Below are 11,928 nucleotides of genomic sequence, written 5' to 3'. Positions count from 1 at the left end.
ATAAGCAAGTGCGGTCGCAAGTCGGTAACGCACAATACCGATTATGGTTGCGCGGCACGCTTGCCCGCCCATCACCGCAGCGCTAACCGCCCAGCCATCATGCGTAAATTTGCCGCCCCTGCCCGCCATCTGGTCGAAACCATGCGCAACGCTGCACAAGGCGCGCCCGGACGCACTGTTTCGTTCGGCGGGGCACCGGGCTCCAATTCGCACAAGGCGATGGGTGAATACGCGCCCGACGGGCTGCCTTTGCCCTGCTACGGATTTAACGATGCGATCGATGCGGTGAAGACCGGGAAGGCCGACCGCGCGCTGATCCCGATTGAAAACTCGCAGCATGGCCGCGTGGCCGACATTCACTTCATGCTGCCCGAAAGCGGGCTGGCGATTGTGGCCGAGCATTTTCTGCCGATCCATCATGCGCTGATGGGCATGCCGGGCGCGGATATCGGCGCGATGGAGGCGGTTTACAGCCACCCGCAGGCGCTGGGCCAGTCGCGCCATTTTCTGGGTGAGCGCGGACTGGTGCCGCTGGCCCATGCCGATACCGCCGGTGCGGCCGCCTATGTCGCCGAAATGGCCGAGGCGCGATTCGGCGCGATTGCCCCGGCGATAGCGGCAGAGCTGTACGGGCTGGAAATTCTCGCCGAGCGGGTGGAGGACGCGGCGGACAATATGACCCGCTTCGTGGCTCTCGCGCGCGAGCCGCTCGATGTGGCCGGCATGGACCCCGCCAACACCATGACCACCTTCATCTTCGAGGTGAAGAACATCCCCGCTGCGCTCTATAAAGCACTGGGCGGGTTCGCCACCAACGGGGTCAATATGACCAAGCTGGAAAGCTATCAGAAAGGCACCAGCTTTTCCGCCAGCATGTTCTATGCGGACATTCTGGGCGTACCAGGCGATCCGGCAGTCGACCGGGCGATGGAGGAACTGGCCTTCCACTGCCGCGAATTGCGCGTGCTGGGCAGCTATGCCGTGGCGCGCGAACGGGGCTAAAGTCGCACTTCGCCATTTTGCGCGCCGGTGCTAGAACGCGGAGCGGAGGGTCCGACCAAGAATGGCAAGCACTGCAACCTTGAAGCATGACGTCTCGCAAATGAGCGATACGGAAATGCGCAAGCTGGAGAACCAGATCGCGCGCAAATATGCGGGCGATGTTCCGTGGGGTGTGGTCGTTTGGGCCTTTGCCAATCTGGTCTTCTGGCTCTCGCTCTGGCCATTGGTGCTGACCGATACGATCCCGCTGTGGCTCGGCTTTATTCTCTCCAGCCTAAGCCTGATGACCGTGTATCTGCCAACCCACGAGGCGCAGCACGACATTATCGGTCGTCCGGGCACGAAGCTGCGCTGGCTCAACGAATTGCTGGGCCATGCGACCAGCTGGATGATCCTGCTACCCTTCGGCACGTTGCGCGTCACCCATCTGGACCATCACCGCCACACCAATGACGCCGAACTGGACAGCGACATTACCACGCAGGCGGAGACACCATGGAAAGCCCTGCTGGAATCGATCCGCCAACGTCAGCCCGATGCCAAGCGGGCGCAGGATTATCGCGCCAGTCTGGAGCGGGCCGGGCGCGCCGATCTGATCGGGCTGACCGCACTCTACAAACTGGCGTTCTTCATCTTCCTGTTCGCGATGGCGTGGAACGGGCTGGCGCTGGAGGCCTTCCTGCTGTGGTGGCTGCCCTACCAGATCGCGATGACCTACATCATCTTCTTCCTCAGTTGGGCGCCGCACAGCCCCGGCCTGACGACGGGACGGTATCGCAACACCAAAAGCTGGAAATCAAAGCTGGGCGATCCGCTTTCGATGTGGATGGGGTATCATGTGGTGCACCACCTGCACCCCTATATCCCGCTGCTGAAAACGAAAGATGCCTATTGGGAGATGCGCCCAATTCTTGAAAAGCGCGGGGTCAAGCTGGGGCTCTAGGCGCTATTCGGCGTCACCCGCGTGATCGCCGAAGATCGCGATTTCCCGCAGGCCCTCGCTGTCGGCGCGCCCGCGATACATGCCGGCCGTGTTGAAGCTGAACACTTCGTCGCCAGCCGGAGTAACGACAATCACACCGCCGTCACCACCCATTTCCAGCACTTCTGCCAGAACCGTGTCGGATGCGGTTTGCGGATCTTCCCCGACCAGTGCGATGCGCGAACAGATCTCGCGCGCCACGCCGACGCGGATGAAATACTCGCCATGCCCGGTCGCGCTGACGGCACAGCTGTCGTTATCGGCATAGGTTCCTGCCCCGATAATTGGTGCATCGCCAATGCGGCCCCAGCGCTTGCCCGTCATCCCGCCGGTGGAGGTGCCCGCCGCCAGATTGCCCTGCATATCGCGCGCCACCGCTCCGACAGTCCCATATTTCACATCTACATCCAGGGCGGAGAGCTTCTGCGCCTTCAGGCGGTTGAGCGATTCCAGACGCCGTTCGGTCGCAAACCAATCGGGCAGGACGGTTTCAATCGCGTGCTCCCCGGCAAATTCTTCCGCACCATCGCCGGACAGGAAGACGTGGCGACTTTCGGTGCGCACCGTGTCGGCCAGCAGGATCGGATTGCGGATCGTCCGCGTGCCCGTCACCGCCCCTGCGCTGCGGTCGGTACCGTCCATGATCGAGGCATCATGTTCGATTCTACCGTCCCACGTAAACACCGCCCCGCGCCCGGCGTTGAACAAAGGGTCGTCCTCCATGAGAACGATGGCAGCCTTGATCGCCTCCATCGCGGTGCCGCCTTCTGCCAGAATAGCGGTGCCAGCACTCAGCGCGGCGTCCAGTGCAGCGCGATAAGCGGCTTCCTGCTCGTCAGTCAGGTTCTCGCGCTCGATCACCCCCGCCCCGCCATGAATGGCGAACGACCAGCCCGGTTCATCCCCAACGGCCATATCCTGAGCGGTAGCGGGAGCGGCCAGCGCCATCACAGCACCGATCATTAGGAACCCAACACGAGGGGCAGCGAGAAGACGGGTGAGGGGTGAAAAACGTGCCATAACGACCCGCTATCATAAAAATAACGCTGCTTCAGCCACGATAAAGATTTATTAACCTAACGCGGTGTCGCGGCACGCCCACGCGTGCTAACGGGCGGATGGATTATCCATTCAAAACAAAAACTGGGGAAGCTTAATGCAAATAGGGAATTACCAATTCGATTCAGAGGTAGCGATCGCGCTGCTTGAAAAGGCGGCGATGGCCATCGGCATTCTGATCGTCACATGGATTTTGGCGAAAGCCGCAAAATGGGCGTTCGCCAAGGTGGTGGACGCAGTGCCTCTGCTGCAGCGCGGCACCGGTAGCGGACAGAGTGTCGGCATGGCACTGGGCAAAATCGTCTCGCTGCTGATCTGGCTGTTCGGCCTGCTAGCAATCCTTCAGGTGCTTGACCTGAATGCAGTGGCTGGTCCGATCAATGAACTGCTGAACAACATCATGGGCTTCATCCCGAACCTGCTGGGCGCAGGTATTCTGGGCTATGTCGGCTTCATGATCGCAGGCATCGTGCGTGACCTCGTCACCACGACGGCACAGACGCTGAATGTTGACCGCTTCGCCAATACGGCGACGTCGGGCAATGTCGAAGAAGTGACGGGCAGCACCGCAATCAGCAAGACGCTGGGAACCATCGCTTACATCTTCATCGCAATTCCGGTGGCCATCGGCGCTCTGGGCGTGCTGAACATTGCAGCGATCTCTGGTCCGGCAACGGAAATGCTCGATCTGATCCTCGCGGCCATTCCGCGGATCATCGCAGCGGCTATCCTGCTTGGTCTGGGCTACCTGATCAGCAAGTTCGTTGTGAACATCCTCACCGAACTGCTGACCGGCTTCGGCGTGGACCGTTCGCTTGCGGCAACGGGTCTGGTCGGTGAAGGCACCAGCGCATCGGGCATCATCGCCCGCGTCGTGCAGATCGGCATCATCCTGTTCTTCGCCATTGCGGCGACCCGCATGCTCGGTTTCCCCGAGCTGACGACGATCCTGAACGAAGTTCTGGAACTGGCAGGCCGTGTGGTCTTCGGGGCCGTGGTCATCGGCGCAGGCTTCCTGATCGCCAACATGCTGGCCAAGCTGATCGGCGGTACGCCGGGCACGATTGTGCGCTATGCGACCATCCTGATCTTCACCTTCATGGGCCTGAGCTACACCGGCGTCGGCGAAATCATCACCGAAACCGCGTTCAGCGCTCTGGTGATCGGTGCAGCTGTCGCAGGCGCTCTCGCGTTCGGCCTTGGTGGCCGCGAGTGGGCCGGCAAGAAGCTGGAAGAGTGGGACGCAAACTCGAAAAAGTAAGTCTCCCGCTTCACCCTTACCGGTGAACAAGATAGGGGCGCAGGGTCACATGATCCTGCGCCCCGCTTCTTTGGACGATACCAAACCTCTGGCCACGCTGGGCCGTGACAGCTTTTGCGCAGCGTTCGCGCATCTGTACTGCGAGGCGGACCTCAACGCATTCCTGACGCAAGTGTATTCGCAAGCGGCTGTCGGGCGAGAAATCGCTGACGATACTTACACCCACCGGCTTGCAGTGGATGAGGCGAGCGGACGCTTGCTCGGCTTCGTGAAGTTACGCGATCCCAGCCCCTACGCCGAACATAGCGATGCCCGCAGCCCAATCGCTTTGGGCCAGCTCTACACGCAGCCCGATGCAACGGGACGCGGGATCGGCGCAGCCCTGATGGATTGGAGCATTGCCCACGCGTGGGAACGCGGCCACGATGCCATCCAGCTATCGGTGTGGAGCGAGAATTACGGCGCGCAGCGATTCTATGCCCGCTATGGTTTCGCGAAAATCGCCGACATCACCTTTCAGGTCGGCGCGCAGACCGATCACGAATTCCTGTTCGAGCTGCGGCTCGGCCAGCCACAATAGGAGAGACCCACCATGAGCGATTTCGGATTTGAGAGCACGGCTGACGAGGTGCTGGCGGGCATGGACCTGACCGGCAAGACCGCCCTCATTACCGGCGGATATTCCGGCCTTGGCCAAGAAACCGCCCGCGCGATGGCCGCACGCGGCGCGCATGTGATTGTCGCCGGGCGCGATGAGGCAAAGGCGGACGCCGCCGTGGCCGAAATCAAGGAGGCGACGGGCAATGAACAGGTCGAGGCCTTTGTCTGCGATCTGGGCAATCAGGCGCAACTGCGCGAGGCAGGGAAGGAAGCGCGCGAGCGGTTCGACAAGATCGACCTGCTGATCAACAATGCGGGCGTCATGGCCTGCCCCTATGCGGAAACCGCCGATGGCCATGAAATGCAGTTCGGCACCAACCATCTGGGCCACTTCACCTTGACCAACGAATTGCTGCCACTCGTCGAAAAGGGCACCAATCCGCGCATCGTCAACCTGTCCAGCCGAGGGCACCATATGGGGCCGGTCGATCTGGACGATCCTAATTTCGACAACCGCGATTACGAGAAATGGGCGAGTTACGGACAGGCGAAAACCGCCAATATCCTGCACGCGGTCGGGCTGGAAAAGCGTCTGTCTGACAAGGGTATTCATGCCTATGCCGTCCATCCCGGCGGCATCCAGACCAATCTGGGGCGGCATCTGAGCGAGGAAGACGCGGCTGCGCTGATGCAGCGGGTGCAGGAAAGCGACAGCAGCTTTCAATGGAAGACCATCCCGCAAGGGGCAGCGACAACCTGCTATGCCGCCACCGCGCCGGAGCTGGAAGGCCAAGGCGGCGTCTATCTGGAAGATTGCCAAGTGGCCGAGCTGGACGATGAAAGCGCCAATGGCGGCGTGCGCAGCTATGCCGTCGATCCGGCCAAAGCAAAGCAGCTCTGGATCCTCTCAGAAAGACTTGCCGGATAAAAATCCGCCCGGTGTGTAACCTGCGCCCCTTGCCGTCCGAAACACTCCCCGACACACGAGATGGCGGGGAGCCGGTTCGATGATTGCAGACGAGACAACGCTGGCTCATCTAATGCGCAAAGCGCAGGGCGGCGACAAGCGCGCCTATGCCGTGCTGCTGGATGAATGCTCAAATTGGTTGCAGCGCTATTTCCGCAAGCGCGTGCCGCCACAGCAGTTGGACGATCTGGTTCAGGATGTGCTGATGTCGGTGCACCGCAAGCGCTCCAGCTGGGACCCGGACCGCGCCTTCATGCCGTGGCTCGCCGCGATTGCCCGGTACCGCTGGGTCGATCACCTGCGCAAAGTCTACCGCACGGCGGAAGACGAGCTGGGCGACCACGACGCGGCCGAGGAAAGCGAAGAAGAAGCGGTGATGGCGCGGATGAGCCTTGATCGTCTGTTCGTCCACCTGCCGCAAAAGCAGGCCGAAGTTATCGAGATGGTCAAAATCGAAGGGCTGAGCATCGTCGAAGCCAGCGAACGGACCGGCCAGAGCGAGAGCCTGGTGAAAGTGAATATCCATCGCGGGCTGAAGAAGCTGTCCGCTATGATCGAAAAGGCAGAATGACCATGAATACCCGCAACGCTGCGCTGATCGCAGAGCTGTCCGATGAACTGGAACCGGTCCGCCCGATGCGGGCCCGCGAAGGTTACGCCGTGCTGGCGCTGGCCGGAGCCGTCACCATCGGAGCCGTATGGATGGTCGCCGGATTATGGGACGGCGTGCTGACCGGCACGGCATCTCCTTTCTTCGTCATCATCAACGGCCTCCTGCTGCTGGTGGCGCTGGCCGCCATCGGCGCGAGCATCGCGCTTGCCAGCCCCCATGTCGGCAATCGGCAGGATGGTCCGCGCTGGGCGCTGGCGATGCTGGGTGTGATGCCCATCGCAGCGATTGCCATGATGCTTGGCCAAGGCAGCGGCGTGGCTAGCCTGATCGATCCCCACGCCTTCACCTGCTTTGCCGCGGGCAGCGCGACCAGCGCGCTGACCTTCGTGGCGCTGGCCTGGTGGCTGAAGCGCGGCGCGCCCGTTTCCACCACCCTGTCCGGCACCATCGCCGGTGTGGCGGCGGGCGCGGCGGGCAGTTTTGCCTATGGCCTGTCCTGCCCGATCGACGGGCTGGCGCATTTGGGCATTTGGCATGTCCTGCCGGTGGTGGTTTGCGGCGCGCTGGGCCGGATTGCCCTGCCCCGTATCATCCGCTGGTAAGCGTTTTCCGACAAGTATTGCGCATGCTAGCAGCAGCGCAATGGTAATGGTCGCAAATCCGCAGCAAAGGGGTTATATCCCGCAGCCACATACGGGCTGCGCAACCAGTTTCTCGCAGCTCGACTTTATTGCCCTTGGACCGTGTTCCAAGTGTTCCAAACGTGCTTCACGAGAGAGCAACCGATGAATGCCATCCGCCCCTGGCGCACCATAGAACGCCGTGAATGCCGCCAGATCATGGTCGGCAACGTGCCGGTCGGCGGCGATGCGCCGATCACCGTGCAGACGATGACCAACACGCCGACCGAGGATGTGGGCGCGACCATCGACCAGATCCGCCGGTGCGAGGATGTGGGCGCGGACATTATCCGCGTGTCCTGTCCGACCGAGGAATCGACGGAAAACTTCGACCAGATCGTCAAGGCGGCGCAGATCCCGATCGTCGCCGACATCCACTTCCATTACAAACGCGCATTGGAAGCGGCCGACAAGGGTGCGGCCTGCCTGCGGATCAATCCCGGCAATATTGGCGGGTCGGACCGCGTGGCCGAGGTCGTCCGCGCAGCGAAAGCCAATGGCTGCGCGATCCGCATCGGTGTGAATGCCGGTTCGCTGGAGCGCGATCTGCTGGAAAAATACGGCGAGCCCTGCCCCGAAGCTCTGGTTGAAAGCGCGCTCGACCATATCAAGCTGCTGCAGGACCACGACTTCCACGAATTCAAGGTCGCGGTGAAGGCAAGCGATGTGTTTCTCGCTGTCGCCGCCTATCACGCGCTGGCCGAGACGGTCGATTGCCCGCTGCATCTGGGCATCACCGAGGCAGGCGGCCTGATCGGCGGCACGGTCAAATCCTCGATCGGCATTGGCAGCCTGCTATGGGCCGGGATCGGCGACACGATCCGCGTTTCGCTGAGCGCCGAGCCGGAGCAGGAAGTCAAAGTCGGCTTCGAAATGCTCAAGGCGCTGGGCCTTCGCACGCGCGGTGTTCGCGTGGTGTCGTGCCCCAGCTGCTCTCGGCAGGGCTTCGACGTGATCCGGACGGTGGAGGCGCTGGAAAGCCGGTTGGAGCACATCAAAACTCCGATGAGCCTGTCTGTCCTCGGCTGCGTAGTCAACGGCCCCGGCGAAGCGCGCGAAACCGATATCGGCCTGACCGGCGGCGGCAATGGCAAGCACATGGTCTATCTCTCGGGGGTGAAAGACCACCATATCGAGAGCGAAGACATGCTCAGCCATATCGTGAAGCTGGTGGAGGAGAAAGCCGCAGCGATCGAAGCGGGCGAAGCAACCGCGTTCGACCCCCACGCGGCGGAAGCGGTGGAGTGATAAGAAGCGTCTCCGCCGCGCTGCTGGCGCTGAGCCTGTCCGCCTGCGCCACCACCAGCGCGATGGCGGAGAAGGCCGCCGACCATCCCGAAGCGCGTTCCTATGCTGTCAGCGCCGATGCGATGGCCGATGTCGATGCGGCGCTGGCCCGCGCAAGCACCAGCCGCAAGCCCGTGCTGCTGGTGATGGGTGCAAACTGGTGCCACGATAGCCGCGCCCTCGCCGGATGGCTGGAGCAGCCCCGCTTCGCTGCATTGGTGGCACAGCGTTACGAACTCGTCTTCGTCAATGTCGGCATGCCGCAAACGGGCGACGGGCATAACCTTGCCATTGCGCGCCGTTTCGGGCTGGAGGAGCTACCCGGAACGCCCAATGTGCTGGTGGTGCACCCGGATGGCGCCCTGCTGAACCCGGAAACCGCGACAAGCTGGCGCAACGCCGCCAGCCGCAGCGAAGACGCGATTTTCGAGGAGCTGGCATTGCTGGCTACGACCGAAATAGCACGAGACTAAGCCCTGCTCCACGTCGTCCACCACGTTGACTACATGGCCCCGCCGCCGGAGCGCGGGACGTTTAAATTTGATAAGTATCAGCTGGTGATGATGGAGCTACGCGAAAGCGGCGCAGCTATCACAGAGCATGCGCCGGAGCCGTGCCCGCTGGAGTGGTTGGAAGCGGTGCATGATCCGGCCTATGTCGAGCAAGTGCTCACCCAGACCGTGCCGCGCGAGAAAGAGCGACGGATCGGCTTCCCCGTCACACCGCATATCGCCAGCCGTGTGCGCCACACCAATGGCGGGACATGGCTGGCCGCGCGACTGGCGATGGAGCATGGCTATGCCGCCAACAGCGCAGCGGGAAGTCACCATGCGCTGTATGATACCGGCGCAGGGTATTGCGTGTTCAACGATCTGGCGGTGGCGGCCAATCGCCTGATTGCGGGCGGCGATGCACAGCGCATTCTGGTGGTCGACCTCGACGTCCATCAGGGGGACGGGACCGCCAGCCTGACGGCCGGGCGGGAGGATATCGTCACCTTCTCCATGCATGCAGAGAAGAACTTCCCTGTGCGCAAGGCGCGGTCCGATCTGGATGTCGCCCTGCCGGACGGAACTGAAGATGCCGCCTATCTGGATGCCCTGGCGGCGCATTTGCCCGGACTGCTGGAACGGGTGCAACCCGACCTCGTGCTCTATCAGGCCGGCGTCGATCCGCACCAGAATGACCGGCTTGGCCGCTTGGCCCTCAGCGACGAAGGGCTGACTGCGCGCGACCGCTATGTCGTGGCTCAGGCTCGCCAGCGCGACATCCCCGTCGCCAGCGCTTTGGGAGGAGGATATGGCGACGACCAGCGCGAGGTCGCCGGGCGCCACGCCCGCTCGATGCTCGCCATGGCAGAGGAAAACACGCGCCACCCCGCCCTTTGAGGCCTTTAGAACCGCTTAATCCAATGGCGCTAAGCTGCCCGGATGATTGGACGTTCCCTACTGCTCGTATTTGGCGTTTGCACCATGGTGCTGGCTATGGCTCCGGACCTTGGTGAAGGTACCGGTGAAGAGGCAACCGAAGGCAGCGAAGCTGTGTCGAGCCAATCGACCGGCCAAGCCAATGCCCAATGGTATCAGGGCGAGCACACCCTCGTCCGCGAGAGCGATGGCCATTTCTATGCCAATGTTGCCGTGGCTGGATCCTCCATGCGGATGATGGTCGATACCGGAGCCAGCGTGATCGCCTTGACCGCGTCCGATGCCACCGCTGCCGGTCTCAGCTGGAATGACAGCGAAATCGCGCTGATCGGGCGCGGGGCCAGCGGCGACGTGTTCGGTGTGCCCGCCATGCTGCCCGATGTGGAAGTGGGCGGGATTACGAAGCGCAATGTGCAGGCGGTCATCATCCCCGAAGGACTCGACACGTCGCTGCTGGGCCAATCCTTCCTTTCGGCTGTCGACAATGTCGAGATTGCCGACGACCGGATGATTCTGGGCGCGCAATAGCGTGACGCGCTCTTCCTAGGGTCTGCCGCCCGTGATAGGCCAGCCGCCAAATTAGGAAGGCTGCACACATGGCGACAATCGAAACGGACTATCTGGTTATCGGCGCAGGCGCGCTCGCGATGGGCTTTATCGAAAGCATCCTGAACCACAGTGACCGGCATGTGACCGTGGTGGACCGTCACGCCAAGCCCGGCGGGCACTGGAATGTCAGCTATCCCTACGTCACGCTGCACCAGCCTAGCGCAACCTACGGGCTCAATTCGATGAGCCTCGGCGATGACAGGATTGATGTTAGCGGGCCTAATGCCGGCCTATACGAATTGGCCACCGGCACTCAGGTGCGCGATTATTTTGACCGCGCGATGCGCGAGAAATTCCTCCCGACAGGGCGCATCTCCTACCACCCTATGTCCGATTATGCGGGCGGCGAAGGAGCGCAGCACCGCTTTACCTCCATGCTGGACGGGTCGGAAACCGAGGTCCATGTCCGGCGCAAGCTGGTGGACGGGCGGGACTATACGGCCAGCGTCCCTGCCACCCACAAGCGCAAGTTCGAAGTCGCCGATGATGTGCGCATCACCACGCCGGGCAAACTGCCGGAGCTGTGGGTGGGCAGGACGGAGGAAGGCTTCGACCCACCATCACACTACGTGATCATGGGCGCGGGCAAGACAGCGATGGATGTCGGCGTCTGGCTGTTGGCGATGGGCGTCGCGCCCGCCAATATCAGCTGGGTGCGTCCGCGTGAGACATGGATGATCAATCGCCTCTCCACCCAGCCGGGGGCCAAGTATCTGTCCCACACGGTGGACTGGCAATTGTCGCAGATGGAGGCTGCGAAAACCGCATCGAGCGGAGAGGACATCTTCCTCGCGCTGGAAGAACGCGGCCATATGCTGCGGTTCGACAAAGATATTCTGCCGACCAAATTCGTCTTCCCGACGATTTCGGAAGGCGAGGTCGAGAAACTACGCACCATAGATAACATCATCCGCATCGGGCGGGTATCCAAGGTCGAGCGGGGAATGCTGCACGGGGCCAAGGGCAATGCACCGGTTCCCGAAGACGCCATGTTCATCGACTGCACCGCCTCGGCAGCCACACCCAAAACGCCCCAGCCGATCTGGCAGGAAGGCCGGATTATCCCGCAATTGCTGCAAGTGCCTCTAGTGTCGCTCAGCGCAACGGTCGTCGGCTTCATCGAAGCGCATTACGAAACGGACGAGCAGAAAAACGCCGTTACCAATCCGTGCACCATCACGGCAGAGCCGAATGATTATCCGATGGCGTTGCTCGGCAATGCGATGAACCGGATGCTGTGGTCGCAGCAGGAGCCGATCTTGGAATTTCTGGGCAAGGCGCGGCTTGACCCCGGCACCCGGATCATGGCCGCCATGGGCGAGGCAGACGACGCGACCAAGGCAGCGGCCATGAAAATCCGCGACGCGACCGTGGCAGCCGTCCCCAATCTGCAGAAACTGGCGGTTGAGCAGGCCGCTCGAAGCGCCGGCTAATTGGCGGG

General features: G+C 62.1%; 13 protein-coding genes. 12 read left to right on the top strand and 1 reads right to left on the bottom strand.

Annotated elements, in window-relative coordinates:
* Positions 1 to 99 precede the first annotated feature (99 nt).
* Positions 100 to 1,002 (top strand): prephenate dehydratase, encoded by a 903-nt coding sequence (locus ACFCW2_RS08065; RefSeq protein ID WP_379545523.1) that lies wholly within the window; start codon positions 100 to 102, stop codon positions 1,000 to 1,002.
* A 61-nt stretch (positions 1,003 to 1,063) separates the two neighbouring features.
* Positions 1,064 to 1,945 (top strand): fatty acid desaturase, encoded by an 882-nt coding sequence (locus ACFCW2_RS08060; protein WP_379545521.1) that lies wholly within the window; start codon positions 1,064 to 1,066, stop codon positions 1,943 to 1,945.
* Positions 1,946 to 1,948: 3 nt separating this feature from the next.
* Here ACFCW2_RS08060 and ACFCW2_RS08055 read toward each other — a convergent pair whose 3' ends face one another.
* Complete coding sequence (locus ACFCW2_RS08055; RefSeq protein ID WP_379545519.1) at positions 1,949 to 2,947, bottom strand: isoaspartyl peptidase/L-asparaginase family protein; 999 nt, start codon at positions 2,945 to 2,947, stop codon at positions 1,949 to 1,951.
* A 193-nt stretch (positions 2,948 to 3,140) separates the two neighbouring features.
* Between ACFCW2_RS08055 and ACFCW2_RS08050 the strand changes: the two genes are divergently transcribed.
* From ACFCW2_RS08050 to ACFCW2_RS08005, 10 genes are all read left to right on the top strand, one after another.
* Entirely contained in the window at positions 3,141 to 4,304 is a 1,164-nt protein-coding gene (locus tag ACFCW2_RS08050) for a mechanosensitive ion channel (protein ID WP_379545517.1), read from the top strand.
* A gap of 49 nt (positions 4,305 to 4,353) precedes the next feature.
* Positions 4,354 to 4,884, top strand: coding sequence for a GNAT family N-acetyltransferase (locus ACFCW2_RS08045; RefSeq protein ID WP_379545515.1), 531 nt, complete (start codon positions 4,354 to 4,356; stop codon positions 4,882 to 4,884).
* 12 nt (positions 4,885 to 4,896) lie between these two features.
* Positions 4,897 to 5,832: an SDR family NAD(P)-dependent oxidoreductase gene (locus ACFCW2_RS08040; protein WP_379545513.1), complete on the top strand. Its 936-nt coding sequence runs from the start codon at positions 4,897 to 4,899 to the stop codon at positions 5,830 to 5,832.
* Positions 5,833 to 5,911: 79 nt separating this feature from the next.
* Positions 5,912 to 6,442, top strand: a complete 531-nt coding sequence (locus ACFCW2_RS08035; RefSeq protein WP_379545511.1) for a sigma-70 family RNA polymerase sigma factor — start codon at positions 5,912 to 5,914, stop codon at positions 6,440 to 6,442.
* On the top strand, positions 6,439 to 7,086 hold the full coding sequence (locus tag ACFCW2_RS08030) for an NrsF family protein (protein ID WP_379545509.1): 648 nt from the start codon (positions 6,439 to 6,441) through the stop codon (positions 7,084 to 7,086). The genes ACFCW2_RS08035 and ACFCW2_RS08030 overlap by 4 nt, the downstream gene beginning before the upstream one ends.
* A 183-nt stretch (positions 7,087 to 7,269) precedes the next feature.
* A complete protein-coding gene (gene ispG / locus ACFCW2_RS08025) occupies positions 7,270 to 8,412 on the top strand; it encodes a flavodoxin-dependent (E)-4-hydroxy-3-methylbut-2-enyl-diphosphate synthase (RefSeq protein WP_379545507.1) in 1,143 nt (380 codons plus the stop codon).
* Entirely contained in the window at positions 8,409 to 8,924 is a 516-nt protein-coding gene (locus tag ACFCW2_RS08020) for a thioredoxin family protein (RefSeq protein ID WP_379545506.1), read from the top strand. The genes ispG and ACFCW2_RS08020 overlap by 4 nt, the downstream gene beginning before the upstream one ends.
* A 33-nt stretch (positions 8,925 to 8,957) precedes the next feature.
* A complete protein-coding gene (locus tag ACFCW2_RS08015; RefSeq protein ID WP_379545504.1) occupies positions 8,958 to 9,839 on the top strand; it encodes a histone deacetylase family protein in 882 nt (293 codons plus the stop codon).
* Positions 9,840 to 9,935: 96 nt separating this feature from the next.
* Complete coding sequence (locus ACFCW2_RS08010) at positions 9,936 to 10,406, top strand: retropepsin-like aspartic protease family protein (protein ID WP_379545502.1); 471 nt, start codon at positions 9,936 to 9,938, stop codon at positions 10,404 to 10,406.
* A gap of 68 nt (positions 10,407 to 10,474) precedes the next feature.
* Complete coding sequence (locus ACFCW2_RS08005; RefSeq protein WP_379545500.1) at positions 10,475 to 11,920, top strand: hypothetical protein; 1,446 nt, start codon at positions 10,475 to 10,477, stop codon at positions 11,918 to 11,920.
* The last annotated feature ends 8 nt before the right edge of the window (positions 11,921 to 11,928 follow it).

This window comes from Qipengyuania algicola, from assembly GCF_042492175.1.
Classification (GTDB): domain Bacteria; phylum Pseudomonadota; class Alphaproteobacteria; order Sphingomonadales; family Sphingomonadaceae; genus CAJXSN01.
This window is presented reverse-complemented; position numbering and strand designations above follow the sequence as displayed.

Excerpts from the sequence above, each read along its gene's own strand:
- ACFCW2_RS08015 (WP_379545504.1), top strand. The coding sequence starts at position 8,958 with ATGGCCCCGCCGCCGGAGCGCGGGACGTTTAAATTTGATAAGTATCAG.
- ispG (WP_379545507.1), top strand. The coding sequence starts at position 7,270 with ATGAATGCCATCCGCCCCTGGCGCACCATAGAACGCCGTGAATGCCGC.
- ACFCW2_RS08030 (WP_379545509.1), top strand. The coding sequence starts at position 6,439 with ATGACCATGAATACCCGCAACGCTGCGCTGATCGCAGAGCTGTCCGAT.
- ACFCW2_RS08040 (WP_379545513.1), top strand. The coding sequence starts at position 4,897 with ATGAGCGATTTCGGATTTGAGAGCACGGCTGACGAGGTGCTGGCGGGC.
- ACFCW2_RS08035 (WP_379545511.1), top strand. The coding sequence starts at position 5,912 with ATGATTGCAGACGAGACAACGCTGGCTCATCTAATGCGCAAAGCGCAG.
- ACFCW2_RS08005 (WP_379545500.1), top strand. The coding sequence starts at position 10,475 with ATGGCGACAATCGAAACGGACTATCTGGTTATCGGCGCAGGCGCGCTC.
- ACFCW2_RS08045 (WP_379545515.1), top strand. The coding sequence starts at position 4,354 with ATGATCCTGCGCCCCGCTTCTTTGGACGATACCAAACCTCTGGCCACG.
- ACFCW2_RS08050 (WP_379545517.1), top strand. The coding sequence starts at position 3,141 with ATGCAAATAGGGAATTACCAATTCGATTCAGAGGTAGCGATCGCGCTG.
- ACFCW2_RS08060 (WP_379545521.1), top strand. The coding sequence starts at position 1,064 with ATGGCAAGCACTGCAACCTTGAAGCATGACGTCTCGCAAATGAGCGAT.
- ACFCW2_RS08065 (WP_379545523.1), top strand. The coding sequence starts at position 100 with ATGCGTAAATTTGCCGCCCCTGCCCGCCATCTGGTCGAAACCATGCGC.
- ACFCW2_RS08055 (WP_379545519.1), bottom strand. The coding sequence starts at position 2,947 with ATGATCGGTGCTGTGATGGCGCTGGCCGCTCCCGCTACCGCTCAGGAT.
- ACFCW2_RS08010 (WP_379545502.1), top strand. The coding sequence starts at position 9,936 with ATGGCTCCGGACCTTGGTGAAGGTACCGGTGAAGAGGCAACCGAAGGC.